25 protein-coding genes and 1 riboswitch are annotated in these 20,683 nt (G+C 60.3%); of the genes, 14 read left to right on the plus strand and 11 right to left on the minus strand.

The features are described 5' to 3' along the window. Position 1: 1 nt before the first annotated feature. Both ATE40_RS14970 and ATE40_RS14975 read right to left on the minus strand, forming a co-directional pair. Entirely contained in the window at positions 2 to 391 is a 390-nt protein-coding gene (locus ATE40_RS14970; RefSeq protein ID WP_025159565.1) for a type II toxin-antitoxin system VapC family toxin, read from the minus strand. Positions 392 to 394: 3 nt separating this feature from the next. Next, positions 395 to 658, minus strand: a complete 264-nt coding sequence (locus tag ATE40_RS14975; RefSeq protein WP_019452401.1) for an antitoxin — start codon at positions 656 to 658, stop codon at positions 395 to 397. 338 nt (positions 659 to 996) lie between these two features. On the opposite strand from ATE40_RS14975, the gene ATE40_RS14980 reads away from it, so the two are divergent. The 11 genes from ATE40_RS14980 to gutQ all read left to right on the plus strand — a co-directional run bounded on the left by ATE40_RS14980 (position 997) and on the right by gutQ (position 10,740). Continuing rightward, positions 997 to 1,335 (plus strand): YegP family protein, encoded by a 339-nt coding sequence (locus ATE40_RS14980; protein WP_033644064.1) that lies wholly within the window; start codon positions 997 to 999, stop codon positions 1,333 to 1,335. A 179-nt stretch (positions 1,336 to 1,514) separates the two neighbouring features. Next, a complete protein-coding gene (gene trhP / locus ATE40_RS14985) occupies positions 1,515 to 2,867 on the plus strand; it encodes a prephenate-dependent tRNA uridine(34) hydroxylase TrhP (RefSeq protein WP_025159564.1) in 1,353 nt (450 codons plus the stop codon). A gap of 467 nt (positions 2,868 to 3,334) precedes the next feature. Further along, complete coding sequence (gene yegS / locus ATE40_RS14990) at positions 3,335 to 4,240, plus strand: lipid kinase YegS (RefSeq protein ID WP_019452397.1); 906 nt, start codon at positions 3,335 to 3,337, stop codon at positions 4,238 to 4,240. 272 nt (positions 4,241 to 4,512) lie between these two features. Continuing rightward, positions 4,513 to 5,562, plus strand: a complete 1,050-nt coding sequence (gene fbaB, locus ATE40_RS14995) for a class I fructose-bisphosphate aldolase (protein ID WP_019452396.1) — start codon at positions 4,513 to 4,515, stop codon at positions 5,560 to 5,562. A 235-nt stretch (positions 5,563 to 5,797) separates the two neighbouring features. Further along, a complete protein-coding gene (gene srlA / locus ATE40_RS15000; protein WP_004941528.1) occupies positions 5,798 to 6,346 on the plus strand; it encodes a PTS glucitol/sorbitol transporter subunit IIC in 549 nt (182 codons plus the stop codon). A gap of 15 nt (positions 6,347 to 6,361) precedes the next feature. Further along, positions 6,362 to 7,342, plus strand: coding sequence for a PTS glucitol/sorbitol transporter subunit IIB (srlE, locus tag ATE40_RS15005; protein WP_063919872.1), 981 nt, complete (start codon positions 6,362 to 6,364; stop codon positions 7,340 to 7,342). 22 nt (positions 7,343 to 7,364) lie between these two features. Next, complete coding sequence (gene srlB / locus ATE40_RS15010) at positions 7,365 to 7,727, plus strand: PTS glucitol/sorbitol transporter subunit IIA (protein ID WP_019452394.1); 363 nt, start codon at positions 7,365 to 7,367, stop codon at positions 7,725 to 7,727. A gap of 10 nt (positions 7,728 to 7,737) precedes the next feature. Then, complete coding sequence (gene srlD, locus ATE40_RS15015; protein ID WP_025159563.1) at positions 7,738 to 8,517, plus strand: sorbitol-6-phosphate dehydrogenase; 780 nt, start codon at positions 7,738 to 7,740, stop codon at positions 8,515 to 8,517. A 45-nt stretch (positions 8,518 to 8,562) separates the two neighbouring features. Then, entirely contained in the window at positions 8,563 to 8,919 is a 357-nt protein-coding gene (gene gutM / locus ATE40_RS15020) for a transcriptional regulator GutM (protein ID WP_019452392.1), read from the plus strand. Between the two features lie 83 nt (positions 8,920 to 9,002). Beyond that, entirely contained in the window at positions 9,003 to 9,776 is a 774-nt protein-coding gene (gene srlR, locus ATE40_RS15025) for a glucitol operon DNA-binding transcriptional repressor SrlR (RefSeq protein ID WP_063919873.1), read from the plus strand. Then, positions 9,769 to 10,740 carry an arabinose-5-phosphate isomerase GutQ gene (gene gutQ / locus ATE40_RS15030; protein WP_063919874.1) on the plus strand — a complete coding sequence of 324 codons (972 nt, stop codon included), beginning with the start codon at positions 9,769 to 9,771 and terminating at the stop codon, positions 10,738 to 10,740. Before srlR ends, gutQ begins: the two co-directional genes overlap by 8 nt. A 39-nt stretch (positions 10,741 to 10,779) precedes the next feature. Here gutQ and ATE40_RS15035 read toward each other — a convergent pair whose 3' ends face one another. The 3 genes from ATE40_RS15035 to thiM form a co-directional block, all read right to left on the minus strand. Further along, positions 10,780 to 11,238 carry an inhibitor of vertebrate lysozyme family protein gene (locus ATE40_RS15035; protein ID WP_019452389.1) on the minus strand — a complete coding sequence of 153 codons (459 nt, stop codon included), beginning with the start codon at positions 11,236 to 11,238 and terminating at the stop codon, positions 10,780 to 10,782. 84 nt (positions 11,239 to 11,322) lie between these two features. Continuing rightward, positions 11,323 to 12,123: a bifunctional hydroxymethylpyrimidine kinase/phosphomethylpyrimidine kinase gene (gene thiD, locus ATE40_RS15040; protein ID WP_063919875.1), complete on the minus strand. Its 801-nt coding sequence runs from the start codon at positions 12,121 to 12,123 to the stop codon at positions 11,323 to 11,325. Then, positions 12,123 to 12,914, minus strand: a complete 792-nt coding sequence (gene thiM, locus ATE40_RS15045) for a hydroxyethylthiazole kinase (RefSeq protein WP_063919876.1) — start codon at positions 12,912 to 12,914, stop codon at positions 12,123 to 12,125. Before thiM ends, thiD begins: the two co-directional genes overlap by 1 nt. Positions 12,915 to 12,949: 35 nt before the next feature. Next, positions 12,950 to 13,046: riboswitch (TPP riboswitch) on the minus strand. Positions 13,047 to 13,057: 11 nt separating this feature from the next. On the opposite strand from thiM, the gene ATE40_RS15050 reads away from it, so the two are divergent. Then, positions 13,058 to 13,249, plus strand: coding sequence for a hypothetical protein (locus ATE40_RS15050; RefSeq protein ID WP_019452386.1), 192 nt, complete (start codon positions 13,058 to 13,060; stop codon positions 13,247 to 13,249). Between the two features lie 132 nt (positions 13,250 to 13,381). Continuing rightward, positions 13,382 to 14,221 (plus strand): AraC family transcriptional regulator, encoded by an 840-nt coding sequence (locus ATE40_RS15055; RefSeq protein WP_063919877.1) that lies wholly within the window; start codon positions 13,382 to 13,384, stop codon positions 14,219 to 14,221. Positions 14,222 to 14,227: 6 nt separating this feature from the next. Here the strand turns inward: ATE40_RS15055 and ATE40_RS15060 are convergent, their stop codons facing one another. From ATE40_RS15060 to ATE40_RS15075, 4 genes are all read right to left on the minus strand, one after another. Beyond that, positions 14,228 to 14,548: an AzlD domain-containing protein gene (locus ATE40_RS15060; RefSeq protein WP_019452384.1), complete on the minus strand. Its 321-nt coding sequence runs from the start codon at positions 14,546 to 14,548 to the stop codon at positions 14,228 to 14,230. Then, positions 14,545 to 15,255, minus strand: coding sequence for an AzlC family ABC transporter permease (locus tag ATE40_RS15065; RefSeq protein ID WP_019452383.1), 711 nt, complete (start codon positions 15,253 to 15,255; stop codon positions 14,545 to 14,547). The genes ATE40_RS15060 and ATE40_RS15065 overlap by 4 nt, the downstream gene beginning before the upstream one ends. Positions 15,256 to 15,321: 66 nt before the next feature. Next, positions 15,322 to 16,575 (minus strand): phosphopyruvate hydratase, encoded by a 1,254-nt coding sequence (gene eno, locus ATE40_RS15070; RefSeq protein ID WP_063919878.1) that lies wholly within the window; start codon positions 16,573 to 16,575, stop codon positions 15,322 to 15,324. 1 nt (position 16,576) lies between these two features. Beyond that, positions 16,577 to 18,274 carry a hypothetical protein gene (locus ATE40_RS15075; protein ID WP_156785433.1) on the minus strand — a complete coding sequence of 566 codons (1,698 nt, stop codon included), beginning with the start codon at positions 18,272 to 18,274 and terminating at the stop codon, positions 16,577 to 16,579. An 83-nt stretch (positions 18,275 to 18,357) separates the two neighbouring features. On the opposite strand from ATE40_RS15075, the gene ATE40_RS24760 reads away from it, so the two are divergent. After that, complete coding sequence (locus tag ATE40_RS24760) at positions 18,358 to 18,801, plus strand: hypothetical protein (RefSeq protein ID WP_154747528.1); 444 nt, start codon at positions 18,358 to 18,360, stop codon at positions 18,799 to 18,801. 51 nt (positions 18,802 to 18,852) lie between these two features. Here ATE40_RS24760 and ATE40_RS15085 read toward each other — a convergent pair whose 3' ends face one another. Together ATE40_RS15085 and ATE40_RS15090 are read right to left on the minus strand one after the other, a co-directional pair. After that, complete coding sequence (locus ATE40_RS15085) at positions 18,853 to 19,251, minus strand: aconitase X swivel domain-containing protein (protein ID WP_063919881.1); 399 nt, start codon at positions 19,249 to 19,251, stop codon at positions 18,853 to 18,855. Next, positions 19,248 to 20,564 carry an aconitase X gene (locus ATE40_RS15090; protein WP_063919882.1) on the minus strand — a complete coding sequence of 439 codons (1,317 nt, stop codon included), beginning with the start codon at positions 20,562 to 20,564 and terminating at the stop codon, positions 19,248 to 19,250. The genes ATE40_RS15085 and ATE40_RS15090 overlap by 4 nt, the downstream gene beginning before the upstream one ends. Between the last annotated feature and the right edge of the window lie 119 nt (positions 20,565 to 20,683).

Genomic DNA, 20,683 nt, shown 5'->3' on the forward strand with positions numbered 1-20,683 from the left:
ATCAGCGCGTCCAGTCCTCAACAGCCAATCCGGGCACCATGGCGAATGCGCGATCGTTGGTCACCAGCGTCGCGCCACGGCTCTGCGCATGAGCGGCGATCAGTTGATCCATCGCGCCCATGATTTTCCCCTTTCTCTCCATGTTTGCCCGCATTTCACCGTAACAGCGGGCAGCCTCGCTATCCCATGCATAGACCGTTACCGCGGCAATAAAGGCCTCGACCATGCTTTGCAACGCCTTGTTCCGCCGTTTAGCCACACCGTAAAGCAGTTCCGCCTCCGTGACGCTGGAAATACATACGGCAGAAGGCGGGAGCTTTTCCATGACGTTAAGCACCTGCGGATGCTGCCGAAACAAGTGGCTGACGGTGTTGGTATCAAACATGTACATCGCCTATTCGTCCTCTGAGAATGGATCGCGGTCTGCAACCCCTTGCTGACGATCTTCCGCGCCAAGAAACTCTTGCGGCACAGGCGTTTGGGCGATAATGCTCAGCAGCGGCGCCCAGCTGTCCGGCTTTGCTGGATATTTGGATAAAATCACGTTGCCCTCCCGATCGCGACGGATATAGACACGATCCGTATCAAATTCAAACTCCACCGGTAACCTCACCGCCTGATTTCTGCCGTTTTTAAACAGCTTTGCGATTCTTTCCATCTCGACACCTCCACAGCTGGCATAGGCCAAAGCATATGCCTGTAGCGTGTCGATGCCAAGATGTATCGCTCATTTTTCATCCACATTGACGAAACGGCCAAACACTAACGCACAATTTCACGGGTTGAAACCCTGTTCCCCTCGTTATGCGGTGCACTGCGCAATCACCGCGCCTTTCCTTAGCTTCCCGTGCGGCGGCGGGCTCACCGAATGAAAACTCCGCGCCGGCGCAAAAAAATTGCGCATTTTTTCGACTAAGCTGCGGTGAGGTTTAGCCGCCGATTTTCAAGCGATTGGCTACACTTACATCACGAATCGGAACCTACAGGAGAAGAACCATGGCAATCGGTCATTACGAGCTGAAAAAAGCAAAGAACGGACAGTACCACTTCAACCTGAAAGCCAGTAACGGCGAGATCATTCTGGCCAGCGAGATGTACGCCAGCAAAGCGTCAGCGGAGAACGGCATCGCCTCGGTGCAGACCAATTCGCCGCACGAAGCGCAGTTTGAACTGAAGCACAGCACCAGCAATCAACCCTATTTTGTGCTGAAGGCCAAGAACCATCAGGTGATCGGCGTCAGCGAAATGTACAGCTCCGAAAGCGCGGCCAAAAACGGTATCCAGTCGGTGATAAAAAACGGCCCGACCACCGATATCCGCGATTTGAGCGCCTGATCCCTCCGTTTCGCCCGCGCGGTGGCCGCCATCGCGCGTTTTCCGTTTGACCGGGATCAATCTCCCCTGAATAAATCCGGTTAACTGCTGATTTTTTGCCGCGCCGCCGCTACAATTCCCCGCTTTTACTGCGCCATCAGGTGGCGCGGTACTGACCTGAAATCAGACCGAGACACACTATGTTTACACCGGAACTTCTCTCCCCTGCCGGAACGCTGAAAAACATGCGTTACGCCTTCGCCTACGGCGCCGATGCGGTTTACGCCGGCCAGCCGCGCTACAGCCTGCGGGTGCGCAACAACGAATTCAACCACGAGAATCTGGCGCAGGGCATCAACGAAGCGCACGCGCTGGGCAAAAAATTCTATGTAGTGGTCAACATCGCCCCGCACAACGCCAAGTTGAAAACCTTCCTGCGCGATCTGAAGCCGGTTATCGATATGGGCCCGGATGCGCTGATCATGTCCGATCCCGGCCTTATCATGATGGTGCGCGAAGCCTTCCCGCAGATGGACATCCACCTGTCGGTTCAGGCCAACGCCGTTAACTGGGCGACGGTGAAATTCTGGAAACAAATGGGCCTGACCCGCGTGATCCTGTCGCGCGAACTGTCGCTGGAGGAGATCGCCGAAATCCGCGCCGAAGTACCTGATATGGAGCTGGAGATCTTCGTCCACGGCGCGCTGTGCATGGCCTATTCCGGCCGCTGCCTGCTGTCCGGCTACATCAACAAGCGCGATCCCAACCAGGGCACCTGCACCAACGCCTGCCGCTGGCAATACAAGGCGGAAGAAGGCAAAGAGGACGACACCGGCAATATCGTGCACCTGCACGAGCCGATCCCGGTACAAACCGTTGAGCCGACGCTGGGCATCGGCGCGCCGACCGATAAGGTGTTCATGCTGTCTGAAGCGCAAAAGCCAGGCGAATATATGAGCGCCTTTGAGGACGAACACGGCACCTACATCATGAACTCCAAGGATCTGCGCGCCATCCAGCACGTGGAGCGTCTAACGCAGCTCGGCGTGCACTCGCTGAAGATTGAAGGCCGCACCAAGTCCTTCTACTACTGCGCGCGCACCGCCCAGGTCTACCGCCGCGCCATCGACGACGCCGCCGCCGGCAAGCCGTTCGATCCGACCCTGCTCACCACGCTGGAAGGCCTGGCGCACCGCGGTTACACCGAGGGCTTCCTGCGCCGCCATGTACACGAAGCGCAGCAGAACTACGAATACGGCTCCTCGCTCTCCGAGCGTCAGCAGTTCGTCGGCGAGTTCACCGGCGTGCGCCGCGAAGGGTGGGCGGAAGTCGACGTGAAGAATAAGTTCTCGCTCGGCGACAGCGTCGAGATGATGACGCCGGGCGGCAACGTGCTGTTTACGCTCGAAAGCATGCAAAATAAGAAAGGTGAGCCGATTGAAGTGGCGCCGGGCAACGGCCATATCGTTTATTTGCCGATCCCGCAGGATATCGATCTCAATTATGCTTTGCTGATCCGCAATTTGGCGGAAGAAAATAGCGCCCAGGCATAAAATGAATCGCCACCATACGGTGGCGATTTTTAGCAAATATTAGAATTAGATCACATCAATATGCTCGCAGCTTGGTTACTATCACGCTGCTTAAAACGAACAACGAAAATATTTGCATAGCAATACTAGGAACCACCTCCTTAGCCGGCCCAATCTCCCTTGGGCTGGCTTTTTCTTTGTGGGGCCACTCTATTTTCACCACAGCACCTATTTTCATTATCTTTTCCCGTTATCCATTTTAATAAGAATAATAACGTCACATCGATATATAAATAACGCTATAGCGATTAATCCCGCCTTCATTAAAATTTTTCTTGTTGCCCGGTAAAATTCAGATAAATTCGCACCGCTTTCATATTCACGGCGATGCGGGAAATAAGCGGAATTAGCTGAATATTCTGATGGCCTGACGGCGTCGGCTGGTTTATCTTGGGACCTTCTTGGTTTTCCGCCGGAGGATATCGGCAATGGCTCACCCCCCACATGCAACAGCCCTGCTTATTATCAACGGCAAGGGTGCCGGCAACGAAGAATTGCGCCAGGCGGTCAAACGGCTGCGCGCAGAACAGGTGACGCTGCACGTACGCGTCACCTGGGAGCACGGCGACGCCGCGCGCTACGTCTCGGAGGCCGCTCAGCTTGGCGTCGATACCGTCGTCGCCGGCGGCGGTGACGGCACCATCAACGAGGTGGCCGCCGCACTGGTGCAGTTGCCGACGCACGGCCGACCCGTGCTGGGCATTCTGCCGCTCGGCACCGCCAACGACTTCGCCATGGCCTGCAATATTCCCCCTTCGCCGGAACAGGCGCTGCAACTGGCGATCAAGGGCCGCTCGGTGCCTATCGATCTGGCCAGGGTCAACGGCGAACGCTACTTCATCAACATGGCCACTGGCGGCTTCGGCACCCGCATCACCACCGAAACGCCGGAGAAGCTGAAGGCGGCACTGGGCGGCGTTTCCTACTTCGTCCACGGCTTACTGCGCATGGATACGCTGCAGGCCGATCGCTGTGAAATCCGCGGGCCGGACTTCCGCTGGGCCGGTGAAGCGCTGGTGATCGGCATCGGCAACGGTAAGCAGGCCGGCGGCGGTCAGGAACTGTGCCCCACTGCGCTGATCAACGACGGCCTGCTGCAGCTGCGTCTGCTGATCGCCGATGAACTGCTGCCGGCGCTGGTCGCCGCCCTGTTCAACGACGAAGAAAGCAACAGCATCCTCAGCGCGGCGCTGCCTTGGCTGGAGATCGACGCGCCGCATGAAATCACCTTCAACCTTGACGGCGAGCCGCTCAAAGGCCGCCATTTCCGCATCGAAGTGTTGCCGCAGGCCATCGAATGCCGCCTGCCGCCTAACTGCGCCCTGCTGGGCTGATTCTGTCGGGCGCAGCCGCTGCGCCCGATCGCCCTGCAGAACACCGAGTGGTTCGAGATCGAATAATCAACCGCTTGGCAAGCCGGGGGCGATCGTCCCCGCGTATTTGGCCGCGCAAATGGCATTTCTTCTCAATCGCATCTATTGTTTGTCCTTGCCGGAGCAAGTTCGGTAGCATCGCTTTACAGCTTCAATCACCGCTTTTTTACTGCGCCGGTGGTCAAAAACCCATGCATTGCCGGTGTATGAAGAAGCTTAATCGGGAGTGAATCATGACTGATATTGTGCAGTTGCTAGGAAAGGAAGCGGAAGATCTGCTGCAACACCGCTGTACCACTATCCCCGCCGAGAATCTCTACCTGCCGGGCGCCGACTTCGTCGACCGCGTAATGATCGATAACAACCGCCCGAACACGGTGTTGCGTTCGATGCAAACCCTGTTCAACCACGGCCGCCTGGCCGGCACCGGCTACCTGTCTATCCTGCCGGTCGACCAGGGCATCGAGCACTCTGCCGCCGCGTCGTTCGCCGCCAACCCGCTGTATTTCGATCCGAAGAATATCGTCGAGCTGGCGATTGAAGCCGGCTGTAACTGCGTCGCCTCCACCTACGGCGTGCTGGCGTCGGTATCGCGCCGCTACGCGCACAAGATCCCGTTCCTGGTCAAAATCAACCACAACGAAACGCTGAGCTACCCGACCCAGTACGACCAGACCCTGTACGCCAGCGTCGAGCAGGCGTTCAACATGGGTGCGGTGGCGGTCGGCGCCACCATTTACTTCGGCTCCGAGCAGTCGCGCCGCCAGATCGAAGAGATCTCTATCGCCTTTGAGCGCGCGCATGAGCTGGGCATGGTCACGGTGCTGTGGGCCTATCTGCGTAATCCGGCGTTCAACAAGGACGGCGTGGACTACCACTCCAGCGCCGATCTGACCGGCCAGGCCAACCACATCGCCGCCACCATCGGCGCCGACATCGTCAAACAGAAAATGGCGGAAAACAACGGCGGCTACCGCGCGGTGAAATTCGGCTATACCGATGACCGCGTCTACGACAAGCTGACCACCGATCACCCGATCGATCTGGTGCGCTACCAACTGGCCAACTGCTACATGGGCCGCGCTGGGCTGATCAACTCCGGCGGCGCCGCCGGTGAGAACGATCTGCAGGAATCGGTGCGCACCGCGGTGATCAACAAACGCGCCGGCGGCATGGGCCTGATCCTGGGGCGCAAGGCGTTCAAGAAATCGATGAAAGACGGCGTAGCACTGATCAACGCCGTGCAAGACGCCTACCTGGACAAGAAGGTCACCATCGCCTGATGTGACAGACCACCTGTCCCAAAGCCCGGCTCGCCGGGCTTTTTTGTGCCCGTCCCCCACTTTTCAAGCCGCATACCTTCTCTTTCTTTCACTTTAAACTTTCAAAATAAAATATTTATCTTTCAAATTGTGATCTATTTAAAACAAATAGCCCAACAAAGTGACTACTGTAAGGCCCATGGCGACAGAGCCGCCGTTCGCTCCAGGCCATATAAGTCCATTACAGGAGAACATAATGATTGAGCTAATCACCCACGGCGCCGAGTGGTTTATCGGCCTGTTTCAGAAAGGCGGTGAAGTGTTTGTCGGCATGGTGACCGGCATTTTACCTTTGTTGATCAGCCTGTTGGTTATCATGAACGCACTGATCAAATTTGTTGGCCAGGAACGTATCGAACGATTGGCGCAGCGCTGCGCGGGCAACCCCGTCTCGCGTTATCTGCTGCTGCCGCTGATCGGCACCTTTGTCTTCTGCAACCCGATGACCCTCAGCCTGGGGCGCTTCATGCCGGAGAAATACAAGCCGAGCTACTACGCGGCGGCCTCTTACAGCTGCCACTCGATGAACGGTCTGTTCCCGCACATCAACCCCGGCGAGCTGTTCGTTTACCTCGGCATCGCCAGCGGCCTGACCACCCTCGGCCTGCCGCTCGGCCCGCTGGCGGTGAGCTATTTCCTGGTGGGGCTGTTCACTAACTTCTTCCGCGGCTGGGTTACCGATCTCACCACCAGCCTGTTCGAACGCAAGATGGGCATCCGTCTGGATCGCCAGGTGCAACTTTAATTCGTGGAGTGCAGCATGAGTGCTTATATCCGTATTGAAAAAGGCGCCAGCGGCTGGGGCGGCCCCCTGGAACTGCCGATCGAACCCGGCAAGAAAGTGGTGTACATCACCGCCGGTACCCGGCCTTCCATCGTCGATCGCCTCAGCGAATTGACCGGCTGGCCGGCCGTCGACGGTTTCAAAGAGGGCGAGCCGCCGGCGGACGAAATCGGCGTGGCGGTGATCGACTGCGGCGGCACCCTGCGCTGCGGCCTGTACCCGAAACGCCGCATTCCGACGGTCAACATCCACGCCACCGGCCAGTCCGGCCCGCTGGCGCAGTTTATCCTCGAAGACATCTATGTCTCCGGCGTGCGCGACCACAACATCAGCCGAATCGAAACGGCGGAAACCCCGCCCGCCGCCGCCGTGGCTGCGCCGCCCAAAGCGCGCGACTACGACACCAGCAAGAAGATCACCGAGCAAAGCGACGGGCTGCTGGCGAAGGTCGGCATGGGCATGGGCTCGGTGGTGGCGGTGTTCTTCCAGGCCGGGCGCGACACCATCGACACCGTGCTGAAGACCATTCTGCCGTTTATGGCGTTCGTCTCGGCGCTGATCGGCATCATCATGGCCTCCGGCCTCGGGGACTTTATCGCTCACGGCCTGACGCCGCTGGCCAACAGCCCGATCGGGCTGGTGACGCTGGCGCTGATCTGCTCGTTCCCGCTGCTGTCGCCGTTCCTCGGCCCCGGCGCGGTCATCGCCCAGGTGATCGGCGTGCTGGTCGGGGTGCAGATCGGCCTCGGCCATATTCCGCCGCAGCTGGCGCTGCCCGCGCTGTTCGCCATCAACGCGCAGGCCGCCTGCGACTTCATTCCGGTCGGCCTGTCGCTGGCGGAAGCCAAACAGGACACCGTGCGGGTCGGCGTGCCGTCGGTGCTGGTCGGCCGCTTCCTGACCGGCGCCCCGACGGTGTTGATCGCCTGGGCCGCCTCGGCCTTCATTTATCAATAGTGTGATTTTCAGGGAGACGTTCATGCACACCATTTTTCATACCACCATCACGCAAATCGGCGGCTGCGCCCGCGAGGCGTTGCTGGACAATATGCTGATCACCTTTCGTGAAGGCGCGCCGGCGGACATCGAAGAGTTCTGCTTTATCCACCGCCACGGCGCGACCGCCGGCGAACTGCAGGTGGGCGGCGTGATGGAGCTGGCGCAGCGGCGCTACGCCATTACCGCCGTCGGCAGCGTCGCCACGCAGAATCTGCGCGAGCTGGGCCATATCACCGTACGCTTCGACGGCGAAGCCGAAGCCGAATTCCCTGGCTCGATCCACGTATCCGGCCCGACGCCGACCGATATCCCGTTGGGCAGCACGCTGTCATTTATCGCATAAGGAGTAGACCATGTCTGAAGTAGCTGTAGTGATTGGCGGCGGCCAAACGTTAGGTGCATTTTTGAGCCACGGGCTGGCGCAGGCCGGTTATCGGGTGGCGGTGGCCGATCTGAACGCCGACAACGCCAATCGGGTGGCGCAGCAGATCAACGAAGAGTACGGCTCAGGCAGCGCCTGCGGTTTTCAGGCCGACGCCACCGACGAGCAGAGCGTGATCGCGCTGGCGGCGGCGGTTGACCGGGCGTTCGGCCAGGCTAATCTGCTGGTGTACAGCGCCGGCATCGCCAAGGCGGCGCCGATCACCGATTTCCCGCTGGGCGACTTCGATCGCTCGCTGCAGGTGAACCTGGTGGGCTATTTCCTCTGCGCCCGCGAGTTCTCGCGGCTGATGATCCGCGACGGCATCGCCGGGCGCATCATTCAGATCAATTCTAAATCCGGCAAGGTCGGCAGCAAGCACAACTCTGGCTACAGCGCCGCCAAGTTCGGCGGCGTGGGGCTGACGCAGTCGCTGGCGCTCGATCTGGCGGAGTACGGCATCACCGTGCATTCGCTAATGCTCGGCAACCTGCTGAAATCGCCGATGTTCCAGTCGCTGCTGCCACAGTACGCGCAAAAATTGGGCATCGCGCCGGATCAGGTGGAGCAGTACTACATCGACAAGGTGCCGCTGAAACGCGGCTGCGACTACCAGGACGTGCTGAACACCCTGCTGTTCTACGCCAGCGATAAGGCCTCTTACTGCACCGGCCAATCGATCAACATCACCGGCGGCCAGGTGATGTTCTGACGCCAATCGACGCCCCCTTCAGCAGAGGGGGCTAAGGAGAACTCCATGACACAAGCTCTGATCGCCTTCGCGCTGCTGGCCTGGCTGCTGCAAATCGCCTTCGGCTGGTGGCAACTGCAGCGCTTCAACCGCGCCTTCGACGGCCTGTGCCGGCTGGGCGTCGTCGGCGTCGGCCGTTCCGGTGGCCGTTTTCGCCCGCGAGTGGTGCTGGCGCTGGCCTTCGACGCCGACCGGCGGGTATGCGGCAGCCTGTTGCTGCGCGGCCTGACCGTTTTCGCCCGGCCCCGCCCGTTGCCTCGATTGCACGGTTTGCATCAGCAGGATTTACGCCCGGATGTGATCTTCCCCGAGGATCGCGCATGCCAGTCTGCACTATCGTTAGCGATTGAACCCAAATCGTGATATTTTCACATTAAAAGACATTACCTTTCATAGTGAATTATTCAGCGAGAGGAAATGCCCAACTCTTGTGAACGGGAATCGCGATGAAACCAAAGCAGCGGCAGGCCGCTATCCTTGAATATCTGCAGCAGCATGGCAAAACGGCAGTGGACGCCCTGGCCGAGCATTTCTCCACCACCGGCACCACCATCCGCAAGGATCTCACCCTGCTGGAAGAAGAAGGCGAGGTGATCCGCACCTACGGCGGCGTGGTGCTCAGCCGCGACGACGGCGATCAGCCGATCGACCGCAAAACCCATATCAACACCGAGAAAAAACGCCAGATCGCCAGCGCCGCCGTGGCGCTGATCGCCGACGGCGACTCGCTGATCTTCGACGCCGGCAGCACGGTGCTGCAGATGGTGCCGCACCTGGCGCAGTTCAATAACATCACGGTAATGACCAACAGCCTGACCATCGTCAACGCGCTGGTGGAGCTGGACAACGATCAGACTATCCTGATGCCCGGCGGCACCTACCGCAAGAAGTCGGCCTCGTTCCACGGCAGCCTGGCGGAATCGGCGTTTCAGCAATTCAGCTTCGACAAGCTGTTTATCGGCGCGGACGGCGTCGATCTCAACGCCGGCGTCACCACCTTCAACGAAGTGCACAACGTCAGCAAGGCGATGTGCGAAGCCGCCAGCCGCATTATTCTGTTGGTAGACTCCTCGAAATTCGGCCGCAAGAGCCCGAACGTGGTGTGCGAACTCAGCGCCGTCGACACGCTGATCACCGACAGAGACATCAACCCCGATTACCTCGCCGCCCTGCAGGCGAAAGGCATCAATATCTTTCTGGTAGGAGACCCCGATGAGTAACGCCAACGCCCTGCTCGCCTTCGCCCGCGAAACGCTGGAGATCGAGCTGACCGAAGCGCAGCGCCTGCTGGCGCGCCTCGACGACAACTTCGTCTGCGCCTGCGAGCTGCTGCTGAACTGCCGTGGCAAAGCGGTGATTTCCGGCATCGGCAAGTCCGGCCATATCGGCAAGAAGATCGCCGCGTCGCTGGCCAGCACCGGCACGCCGTCGTTCTTCGTGCACCCGGCGGAAGCGCTGCACGGCGATCTCGGCATGATCGGCGCCGACGACGTGGTGGTGTTCATCTCCTACTCCGGCCGCGCCAAAGAGCTGGACCTGATCCTGCCGCTGCTGGCGGAGAACGGCATTCCGGTGATCGCCATCACCGGCGGCAAAGAGTCTCCTCTGGCGCAGGCCGCGGCCTGCGTACTGGATATCGGCGTCGAGCGCGAAGCCTGCCCGATGGGGCTGGCGCCGACCTCCAGCGCGGTCAACACTCTGATGATGGGCGACGCCCTGGCGATGGCGCTGATGCGCCATCGCGGTTTCAACGCGGAAGACTTCGCCCGTTCGCACCCGGGCGGCAGCCTGGGGGCGCGCCTGCTGAACCGCGTGCATCACCTGATGCGCACCGGCGATCGCCTGCCGCGCGTGAGCGAAAGCGCCAACGTGATGGAAGCGATGCTGGAACTGAGCCGCACCGGGCTCGGGTTAGTGGCGGTCTGCGACACGCAGCAACGGGTGGTGGGGGTGTTTACCGACGGCGACCTGCGCCGCTGGCTGGTGAAAGGCAATAGCCTGCAGGATCCGCTCAGCCCGGCGATCACCCGCCCCGGCTATCGGCTGCCGGAGCAGTGGCGTGCCGGCGAAGCGCTGGAAGCGCTGCACGAACAGCACATCAGCGCAGCCCCGGTGGTCGATATGGACGGCGTACTGGTGGGGGCGCTCAACCTGCACGATCTGCATCAGGCCGGCATCGGCTGATCGGTGCTGGGGGCGCCTGCAGCGGCGCCCCCAGCCAGATTATTTCCAGTCAGGATTGTTCTCGAACTGCTGCTTCAGCAGTGCCTTCATATCTTCATCCGGCTTGCCGAGCCACTGATACTTGGCGTACTTCTTCGGGTGATCGACGGCTTCCGGCCGGTCCGCCACCTCGACCCGCACGCCCCAGGCCTGGGATTTATCCGCGCTGAACGCTACGATTAAAAAGTTGTTGCCGCAGTCGTGCGGTTTGCACAGGTTGCCAACCAGATACTCTTTGCCCTTCCAGTTCAGATTCTGCGCCGGCGTAGAGGTGCCGACGCCCTTGCGTGCCCAGCCCGGCATCCGCGCCTGGCCTTTCACCATATTTTGCCAGCTGGCCTGATACCCCGGCTGCTGAATCAAATCCGATGTGGTGACGATCTGCTGGGCCAAGCTGCCCGCGCTGAAGCTAAGCAGTACGCCGAAGAGGGCGCAACGCAGCGTCTGGTGTCCCGTCATAGTGCTTCTCCCTAGGTTAAATCAGGTTTCGCCCGTAAAACCGGGCCTGAACTAGTCAGACCACGGTTGCGGCAAAAAGTTGACTCACCACCAGGCGTGGAAATGATGCACCGGCCCGATGCCGTGCCCCACTTCCAGCGTATCCGCCTGTTGCAGCGCTTTTTGCAGGTAGTCCTTGGCGGCGGCTACCGTCGCCGCCCAGTCGGCATGGCGCGGGCGCAGCGCCGCCAGCGCGGCCGAGAGCGTGCAACCGGTGCCGTGGGTGTGGCGGGTGGCGACGCGCGGCGCGGTAAAGCGCTGCTCGCCTTCTGCGGTAAACAGCCAGTCCGGGCTCTCGCTTTCGCTCAGGTGGCCGCCCTTCATCAACACCGCCTGGCAGCCCATCGCCAGCAGCGCCCGCCCCTGTTCGCGCATCTGCGCTTCATCTTCCGCCGGCGCGCACGCCAGCAGCGCCGCCGCTTCCGGCAGATTCGGCGTAATGATCGACACCAGTGGCAACAGCTCGCTGCGAATCGAGGCCACCGCCTCTGGCGCCAGCAACGGATCGCCGCTTTTCGCCAGCATCACGGTATCCAGCACCACGAACTCCGGCCGATAATGGCGCAGGCGTTCGGCCACCGCCTGCACGATGTCGGCGTTGGCCAGCATGCCGATCTTGACGCTGTCGATGCGCACGTCGCTGAACACCGAGTCCAGCTGCGCGGCGACGAACGCCGGATCGATGTAATACACCGACTGCACGCCGCGGGTATTCTGCGCCACCAGCGCGGTGATCACCGAAGTGCCGTAGGCGCCAAGCGCCGAGAAAGCTTTCAGATCGGCCTGAATACCGGCGCCGCCGCTGGGATCGGTGCCGGCGATGGTCAGCGCGTTGATACGATTCATCACAGATCCTCCCCGCGCAGTTGATACAACGCGTCGAGGAACGCCGGTGTAAAGCTGCCCGGCCCGGCGGCCTGTTTGGCTGCGAGGCCGCCGCAATGGGACATCGCCCGGCAGGCGGTCGCCACGTTGTCCAGGCGATCGCCCGGCAGCGCGCAAAACGCCGCCACCACCGCCGACAGCGCGCAGCCGGTGCCCACCACCCGCGTCATCAGCGGGGAGCCGCCTTCGATCGCCCAGTCGCGCTGGCCGTCGGTGACGTAATCCACCACGCCGGTGACCGCCACCACCGCGCCGCTGCGCAGCGCCAGCTCACGCGCGGCGGGCAGTGCCGCCAGCGAATCGTCACCGCTGTCCACGCCGCGGCCGCTGGCCAGCAACCCGCTGAGCGCCATGATTTCCGAGGCATTGCCGCGTATCGCCGCCGGTTGCTCGTCCAGCAGCTGTTTAGCGAAGGCGGTGCGGTAGGAGAGCGCGCCGACCGCCACCGGATCCAGCGTCCAGGGCTTGCCGGCCTGATTGGCGGCGGCCACCGCCGCCCGCATCGATTCGGCGCGCAGCGCGTTGAGGGTGCCGACGTTGATCAGCAGGCCGTCGGCCAGCGCGCTGAACTGCGCCGCTTCTTGCGGCTCCACCACCATCGCCGGGGAGGCACCGAGCGCCAGCAACACGTTGGCGGTCAGCGATTGCACCACTTCGTTGGTCAGGCAGTGGATCAGCGGAGGCCGCTGTTGGAATTGGGTTAGACAGGCCGCGGCGCGAGCGCCGGGTAGTGCATCAGGTCGAGCGATCATATTCCTCCCAACCGGCGTTCAAGAAGGCGGCGCCGGTTGGGCGGCCGTGACTTCCCTACGCTGGCATTATCCAGATCAGGTAATACGGGTATTTCTCAGCCTTCACCAGGAAGGGCACCCCGAGTCATGAAAATCAATAGGTTGTGATCAACGCTGCGTTAATCCCTGAGCGGGATCATGCCAGCGGCGGCGCGGACAAACAAGCGATTAAATTGGCCGAGCGCCTGGCGGAGCAGACGCTGGGCAGAATGTGGCAGAAGCGGCCCGCCGTCGGCCTGCGGCCCGAAAACATCAAGTTTACTGATAATAAAAAAACTGACCGATGCCGTCATTGAGGCGGGAAAACACGCTCACTCCTTATCAAACCGGAGCGAAAACGTGACCTGATGCAAGCGACGCAAGCACGGGCTAGACACAACTCATCAATTCTCATTACTATAGCCACACATTTTATGAGTCATGATGCTATGCCAGAAATCACTGAATCCATCTTCGTCAATTCAGATCTGCTTAATGAACATTTTGACCCCGACGCCATCGATACGCCCATCGTGTCGATCTACGCCACTTTCTCAGATGAGAAAGAACATTCGTTACGTTCAAGAATGCATTCGCATGCCAAAGGCCAGCTGGTCTACGTCAAATCGGGCGCCGCTATCGTCATGCTGGAAGCGCGCATTTGCTCCGTGTTGCCGCATCAGTTGCTTTGGATCCCCGGCGGCGTTGCCCACAATGTGATCCTGCGCGACAACGTCGATTTTCGCGCCGTCTATCTCGACCAACAGCGCTTCGCTCCGCTGTCGAAAAACGTCGAGGTCTTTACCCTCACTCCGCTGCTGGAAGAGGTTATCGAAACCATGTGCCGTTCCCCTTTCCACACCGACTGGATGGCGGGAACCGAGTTCCATCTGCAATCTCTGCTCATCGACAAAATCCGCGTCGCCGCCCATTCCCCCGCCTGGCCGGCCTTGCCGAACGATGCCCGGGTGCGCAATTACCTGCAGTGTTACCATTTGAAAGGTGAAATGGTGCCGCGATTGAATGAGCTGGCGTCCCATTGCGGCGCTTCCGAGCGCACCATCCATCGTCTGTTCGTTCAGGGAACCGGCATGTGTTATCAGCAGTGGCGCCAGCAGGTGCGTTTGAAACTGGCCCTGGAGTTGCTGACCACCGATAAACCGATCACCGAGATCGCTCACTATCTCGAGTTCTCCACCACCAGCGCCTTCATCTCCTTTTTCAAACACCACCGGGACGTGACGCCGAAAAAATACCGCGACCAATTGCACAAGCCCAACACGCGCTGAGCGTTGTCAGCCAAGCCCGCGAATCAGCCAAAACGCCGCCATCCCGAGCAACAGCATCAAGGTGGCGTTGCGCGTTTTCCACATCACCAGCGTCGCCACGATCGCCGCGCACAGTTTCGGCGCGCCTTCGGCCGACAGCGCCGAGGGTGAAGCGATCAGGGCCGGCACGATCAGAGACACGATGGCCGTGGCCGGGATCAGTTTCAACCATTCGCCCACCCGCTCGGGAAACGGCACACGATCGTTGAGCCACAAAAAGGAATAACGCAGTAAAAACGTGCCCAGCGTGCTGATGGCCAGCACCCATAGAATCGTCGTCTCGCTCATGACGGCTCCTCGCTGCGTTGAGGCCCTCTGCCCTTGTGATACAAACCGCCGGCCAAGACGCCCGCGGCCATCGAAAACAAGAACCCCAGGTTATAGGGCCATCCGCAGGTAAAGGCGGAAACCAGCCCGGCAACCGCGGCCGCCACCACGATGGGGGCGTTTTTCAACATTGGCACCAGGAGCGAGATAAAGCACAGGGTGATGGCGAACTCCAGATGCCAGGCGGCGGGAATTAACGGACCGGCGAGGATCCCCGCCGCCGTCCCCGTTTGCCACACCAGCCACATCGGCAGCGCCGTGCCGAAGTAATACAGCGTTTTTTCTTTCGCGCTCAGCGGCTGGGCCTGGCAGCGCAAAAACGTCAGCGCGTAAGTCTGGTCGATCAATACCTGCGCCGCCGCCAGCTTGGTCAGCGGGCTGAACTGGAGCCTGAGCTGAGACAGCCCGGCGCTGTAGATGGCATAGCGAAAATTGATCGCAATGTGCGTGACGATCACCACCAACGGTGCGGCGCCGGCCGTCATCAGCGTGGCAGCGGCAATTTGCGAAGCCCCGGACATTAACAACAACGACGACAGTTGAGCCACCCAGGGCGTCATTCCCGCCTGAATGGCGCTGACGCCGGTCAGGACGGCGAAGGGCAGCAAACCCAGCAACAGAGGCATGGCGTCTTTACTGCCCTGAACAAAGAAAGGCATCGGCTTCATGGTAGGCTTCTCGTGGATCCCCCTTGCCCACGGTAACGGGGCAAGGGGTAAAAAGCGCGGGCGGGTTCAGACGGCCTGCGCATCGGCGATCGCATCCTGCAACCGCAGCAGCTGATTGTATTTGCCCATCGCCTCGGTGCGCGCCAGCGAACCGAACTTCACCTTGGTGGCGTTCAGCGCCACCGCCAAATCGGCAATGCTGGTGTCTTCGGTTTCACCGGATCGCCGTGAGAACACGACGCCGTATCCGGCTGCCTTGGCTGACGCCACCAGGCTCATGGTTTCGCTCAGCGTGCCGACCTGATTCGGTTTCACCAAAATGGAGTTGGCCATCTTCAGGGCGATGCCCTGTTCAAAACGCGCCAGATTAGTCGTGAACAGATCGTCGCCCACCAGCTCGATTTGGCCACCCAGCCGCCGCGTCAGCGCAATCCAGCCCTCGAAGTCGTCCTCCCCCAGCGGATCTTCCATCAGCACGATCGGATAGCGCTCGCAGAGCGACGCCAGGTAATCAATAAAGGCCGTGGTCGTCAGCGTCCGCCCTTCCGCCGCCAGGTGATAGCGGCCATCTTTAAAGAACATCTCGGCCGCGATGTCCATGCTCAAGCCGACGTCCACGCCCGGCTCATAGCCCGCTTTGCCGATGGCTTCCAGCAACAGCGCCAGCCCCTGCTCATTGGAGCTCAGCGGCGGCAGAAATCCCCCCGTGCCGGAAACGCCGGTGCCGATCCCGCGCGCCATCAGCAGGGCTTTCAGCGCCATATGCACGTTTTTACCCACCTGCAGCGCCGCTTCAAGATGCGCCGCATTCAGCGCGATCACCTGATAATCCTGAAAATCGCAGTTGCCGTCGCCATGCATGCCGCCGGACAACATCGAGAAAATGGGCTGCGGCATGGATTTCGCCTGCCCGCGGCTGACGTAATCGCACAGCGACTGATTGCTGTGCACTGCCGCCGCATTCGCCACCGCCAGCGACACGCCGAGGATCGCATTGGCCCCCAGCCGGCTTTTGTTGGCGGTGCCGTCCAACGCTATCAGCATGCGGTCTATCTCGTCTTGCGCATAGGGCGACATGCCGCGCAGCCGCGGCTTAATCACGGTGTGCACGATGTCTATCGCCCGCAAAACGCCCTGCCCGCTGAAGCGCCGCGGATCGTTATCACGCACCTCGATCGCCTCATGCTTGCCCTTGGAACACCCCGTTGGAATGATGCTGCGGCCACGCTTGCCGCTGTCCAGCACCACTTCGACCTCCAGCGTAATGTCCGCGCGTGAGTCAAACACTTCACGCGCGCGTATGTCCATAATGGTCGGCATGCTAGTGATTCCTTAAGTTTGCTGGCGCGGCCCGGAAGTCTTCAAGGGTGCGCGCAAGTTGCCCGCCGGGCAGCGTCAACGGCGTGAGCACCGCATCGCAATAGAGGCCCCAGCTCGCCAGAATGGCGGAATGCCCGCCCCGCCCCCCCGCGACCACCAGATCGATATCCTGGGCGCTGCGCGTCGCCGGCATGGGATCGCGGCCGGCAAACTGCGCCGGCCTCACGGGCACCAGACCTTTGCCCTGCACGGCGCCAAGCGGGTTATGGATATGTGCGTGCAGATATTCCCGCAGCGCGCTCTTGCTCCAGCCCGCGTTATGCAGCATCTGGGCGTGATCGGGCGTCAGGACAATCAAAATCCGTCCCGGAATGTACGCATTCATGCGCCCCAGGTGGGTGGCGCTGTCGACAATCACGTCGAGCAGGCTGCCCGCCGTTTGGCTCAGAAAATCAACCACGTCGGTCGGCGGTTCCGCCTTCATCAGATACACGCTGGTGGCTTCAGGCCCGAATCGTTCTTCGTTCAAGGTCGGCCAGGGGCTGTTGACCAGGCTTTCCGCAAAACAGTAAGTAAACTCGACCGGCGAGCCGAGGCAGCCCAGATCCGCCTTGCCCGGGTAGGCGCGGCACACGTTGAGGATGGTCAGGTTAACCGCACGGCCAATGGTGGCGTTGGCCCGGAACCCCGGCCCCATACAGCCCTGGCCGGAACTGATCCCCAGTTCAGCGGCGATCGGCCCGCTGACCAACACCAGATTGCCGCCGTTGTACGAGGTGGTGATGGATTGCTGGAAGTTGAATGCGGGATCGGCCATCGCGCGCAGCGTCGCCGTCACGATAGGTAAGAATGCGGGTTTGCAGCCGGCCAGGATGCTGTTGATGACCACATCGCGCACCCGAATGTCTTTGCCCGAGGGGCCCGCTTCCGGGATCAGCACGGTATCCAGCGGTTCGGGGCAGTAGGCCAGCATGGCGGCAAAACGCGCCGGCGTCGGCGGGATCACCGGCAAACCGTCACCGATAGACTGGCGTTCATACTCCGCCATCAGCGCGTCCAGGCCGTGGTAAGGCATCATGTCCGCCCCGGAATGGCCTCGGTCAAGATCCATTTTCGGATGAAGCGCCGCGGCGGCAGGCCTATCGCCGGCGCCGGTGAGCGCCTCCAGAACGTAAGCGCGCCGGGCGTCAACCTGCCGGCGAATATCGCTGACGGAGCTTGCCTGATAGATGTCGAGACGGCAAATGCACAGCTGCCCCGCTCGATAATGGGCCACGTGCTCGGCCAGATTGTCGCCGGGGGGCGAGGCGATCAATAACGTGGCGACGCCCCTTTTCTCCAACTCGATGGCGAGGATGGTGGTCATCACCGAAGTGCCCATGTCCGCTAACGCCACAACGGCGGCCTGCACCCCTGTTTGCGCCAACTGGTCAGCCAACACGCGGATCTGTGCCGTCATCGTGCCACGCACGGACTGACGAACATGTTCGATGTGATGAATGCCGAGTTCATTCAAGATCGTTTCAAGACGGGTGAATATTTCGCGGTAATGACAGAAGTCCAGCTTGGTATTGTCAAAAAACAGGACTTTGCCATCCCGTAATGCCTGCAGACTGGGGCGCGGCGCCAACTGTAATTCGTAAAAATGGTTCTCTCCACGCGGATCGAAAATAGCTTCGGCCAACTCATTGTTCATCATTATCATTGTTCACCCTGAGGTTTTCGGGATGAAAATAGTAGCAAGCCGTCTAAATGACGAAATATAAGAAATACGCCAGTTAATTGCCAAAGTCCGCCAAGCTAAGACCGCCTGCCGCGCTTTCACCTTTTCATCGGCGGGCATTTGCTTTACTCTGGGGCGGCGTATTTCCGCCCGCCGCGCGTTTTGGACAGACTACCATGCATCGACTCTACACCTACCTTTGCGCTATCCATGCGCTGCCGTCACCGGTGAAAACGGTCAAGACCACGGAAACCCTCGAGCGTTTCCCCGAGGGGGAAAACATGATCGAAGAACGCGAGATCCTTTACACCTTTAATAATGGCGTGCAGGTTTTATATAAAATGGAATCCGATACCTTCCAGTCGGATGATATTTGCCGGGAATGCTGGATAAGTTATGACGTGGTGCATGATGGCGGATACGCCATCTCGCCGCAGAAAAAGCAGTTTTATAACCGCTGCCAGGAAAGTTTCTGGCTGAAAATGCAGGCTGACCGCGATTGAAAATATAACAGCGCCAGCCATTCTCCAACCGGCGCTTTATTGATCCGTTGGCTAACCCGCCTCGATGGCGATATCTTCACCGTCGATCGCCACCCGTTGACCGTGCTTGAACAGCGCCAAGACGTCCTCGTCGAAGCGGTCAAAAATGGGGATGTCTATCGCCATCGCCGACTCAAACAGAATCGGATCTGCGTGATTGCAAATAATTGCCGCCGGGGCGTTGCCCTGCTGAAACGCCTCGTAAATTAAAAACGGCGCCATGGTTCCCCCTTTGCCGCCCGGGCACACCAGCGCCTTGCCCGCCAGCGACTCGCCATAGCGCGGATGATGCGGGATCAGCAGCGCCCCGGTCTGAGGATCAAAGTCGCCGATAAACGAAAACGCCTGTTCGACGAGAAACACCTCGGCAACCACCCAACCAGGGTTCAGCGGTCTGGCCTGTAATTTCATGCGGTCACCTGCGGTGTGAGAGGGGTGGAGTCAAGCAATGACCGGATGCAGCATTCGATGTCCGCAACGCCTACGGAGAGGCGTTTCTGGTTCAGCTGCGAGATGTAATGAGCGGCTTTCATCGACGACGTCATAACGGCGTTCACCTGCGCGGGTATAGGAGAGTCGGGAATGGTAGACATGCAGGCGCTGACCATGACACCGCCCGCACGCTCAATGGCCGCCACATAGCCCATTTCCCTGGCGAGCTGATATTGCTGATGCGCCAAGCCAATCCACAAATGTTTATGGCGCGGGATCTGCCGCCCGGCCAGTAGCTTAGCGAGTAAACGGATCTCCTGAATGCTGAGGTGCGGGCACCCCAGCACCACCATATCGGTCGCCGCCACCTCCCGCTGCGCCGTCACGCCGGCCAGTGGCGACAACAGGGGCCCCCCCGCCCCGCTCTGCGGCGCATAAAGCGCCAGCGAGCGCCGCAGGATCTCGCGATCGACCGAGATCTTTTTCACCGGGCGGCGCCCGCCTAGCGCTTCTTTCAGCGTGCCGGCTTCCGGCGTGACCCCGAGAACATGACAGACCCCCACGGCCCCCGTGACCGTCAGCGGGATCATGATCTGCTTGAGAAAGTCCATGCCAAGTTCACGATCGATGCCGTCGATCACGATATTGTGCGATTTGGCCTGCGCCCCCAGGTAATAGCCGATCGCGCTGAGCTCGGTTTTTGAGAGCCGATTCGCATCGAGGCCGTCAAACGTGACCGATACCTCCGCCAGCCGGTTGCTCTCCAGGAACAAACCATAATAAGGCGAACGCCCCGTAATGGCCGCCGCCAGCGTAAGCAGCGCCCCGTCTCGATTGCAGCGCGCACCGATCGTCGAATTCACCAATACCTGGCCACCGGAACCGATCCAGGAGACGTAGTCGCCTTTTTTCGGCAGGCTGCCCACCATCGCCGGGTAGCAGGTGTAGGTTTGGTTAAAGCCCTTCTCCGCGAACAGGGCCGCCCGGCGTTTCACATCGGGCAGTTTCGTCTGCGCATACTGCGTATCGATACCCATCGCTGGCCAGGCGCTGGGGCAAAGCGCCGACATGTGGGGATGCAAGGTGGTCATGACCGGCAGTGTCTCCACCCCCTCCGTCAGCGTTTCCAGCAGCCCCAAGGGTATATTGGGAATAACGTGTGCGCTGGCGATATTGACCAGCTTCGGCGCGCCAAAAGCGTTCGAGAAATTGACGAGCACCTGCATGCACTTTTGCGCGCCTGGCCCGGCCGCGCCGGCAAGATATGCCCGATCCGTTTCGGTGAGTTGCATAAGTCACTGATTCCTTGGAAGGAGCCCCAGAGCGGCCCCTGCAATATTGAGCGTGACGAAAAATTAACACCACAAACAGAATGGAAATATCAATAATCAGAAGATTAATAACAATAAGC

It is taken from the genome of Serratia surfactantfaciens (assembly GCF_001642805.2).
Taxonomy (GTDB): Bacteria; Pseudomonadota; Gammaproteobacteria; order Enterobacterales; family Enterobacteriaceae; genus Serratia; species Serratia surfactantfaciens.

Bases quoted from the DNA above. Each gene is read 5' to 3' on its own strand.
- yegS (WP_019452397.1), top strand. From the start codon at position 3,335: ATGGCTCACCCCCCACATGCAACAGCCCTGCTTATTATCAACGGCAAG.
- ATE40_RS15085 (WP_063919881.1), bottom strand. From the start codon at position 19,251: ATGAAATTACAGGCCAGACCGCTGAACCCTGGTTGGGTGGTTGCCGAG.
- fbaB (WP_019452396.1), top strand. From the start codon at position 4,513: ATGACTGATATTGTGCAGTTGCTAGGAAAGGAAGCGGAAGATCTGCTG.
- ATE40_RS15060 (WP_019452384.1), bottom strand. From the start codon at position 14,548: ATGAGCGAGACGACGATTCTATGGGTGCTGGCCATCAGCACGCTGGGC.
- ATE40_RS15055 (WP_063919877.1), top strand. From the start codon at position 13,382: ATGCCAGAAATCACTGAATCCATCTTCGTCAATTCAGATCTGCTTAAT.
- gutQ (WP_063919874.1), top strand. From the start codon at position 9,769: ATGAGTAACGCCAACGCCCTGCTCGCCTTCGCCCGCGAAACGCTGGAG.
- ATE40_RS15065 (WP_019452383.1), bottom strand. From the start codon at position 15,255: ATGAAGCCGATGCCTTTCTTTGTTCAGGGCAGTAAAGACGCCATGCCT.
- trhP (WP_025159564.1), top strand. From the start codon at position 1,515: ATGTTTACACCGGAACTTCTCTCCCCTGCCGGAACGCTGAAAAACATG.
- srlR (WP_063919873.1), top strand. From the start codon at position 9,003: ATGAAACCAAAGCAGCGGCAGGCCGCTATCCTTGAATATCTGCAGCAG.
- srlD (WP_025159563.1), top strand. From the start codon at position 7,738: ATGTCTGAAGTAGCTGTAGTGATTGGCGGCGGCCAAACGTTAGGTGCA.
- ATE40_RS14970 (WP_025159565.1), bottom strand. From the start codon at position 391: ATGTACATGTTTGATACCAACACCGTCAGCCACTTGTTTCGGCAGCAT.
- ATE40_RS15035 (WP_019452389.1), bottom strand. From the start codon at position 11,238: ATGACGGGACACCAGACGCTGCGTTGCGCCCTCTTCGGCGTACTGCTT.
- srlB (WP_019452394.1), top strand. From the start codon at position 7,365: ATGCACACCATTTTTCATACCACCATCACGCAAATCGGCGGCTGCGCC.
- thiD (WP_063919875.1), bottom strand. From the start codon at position 12,123: ATGAATCGTATCAACGCGCTGACCATCGCCGGCACCGATCCCAGCGGC.
- ATE40_RS14980 (WP_033644064.1), top strand. From the start codon at position 997: ATGGCAATCGGTCATTACGAGCTGAAAAAAGCAAAGAACGGACAGTAC.
- ATE40_RS14975 (WP_019452401.1), bottom strand. From the start codon at position 658: ATGGAAAGAATCGCAAAGCTGTTTAAAAACGGCAGAAATCAGGCGGTG.
- gutM (WP_019452392.1), top strand. From the start codon at position 8,563: ATGACACAAGCTCTGATCGCCTTCGCGCTGCTGGCCTGGCTGCTGCAA.
- thiM (WP_063919876.1), bottom strand. From the start codon at position 12,914: ATGATCGCTCGACCTGATGCACTACCCGGCGCTCGCGCCGCGGCCTGT.
- ATE40_RS15090 (WP_063919882.1), bottom strand. From the start codon at position 20,564: ATGCAACTCACCGAAACGGATCGGGCATATCTTGCCGGCGCGGCCGGG.
- srlA (WP_004941528.1), top strand. From the start codon at position 5,798: ATGATTGAGCTAATCACCCACGGCGCCGAGTGGTTTATCGGCCTGTTT.
- srlE (WP_063919872.1), top strand. From the start codon at position 6,362: ATGAGTGCTTATATCCGTATTGAAAAAGGCGCCAGCGGCTGGGGCGGC.
- eno (WP_063919878.1), bottom strand. From the start codon at position 16,575: ATGCCGACCATTATGGACATACGCGCGCGTGAAGTGTTTGACTCACGC.
- ATE40_RS15075 (WP_156785433.1), bottom strand. From the start codon at position 18,274: ATGATGAACAATGAGTTGGCCGAAGCTATTTTCGATCCGCGTGGAGAG.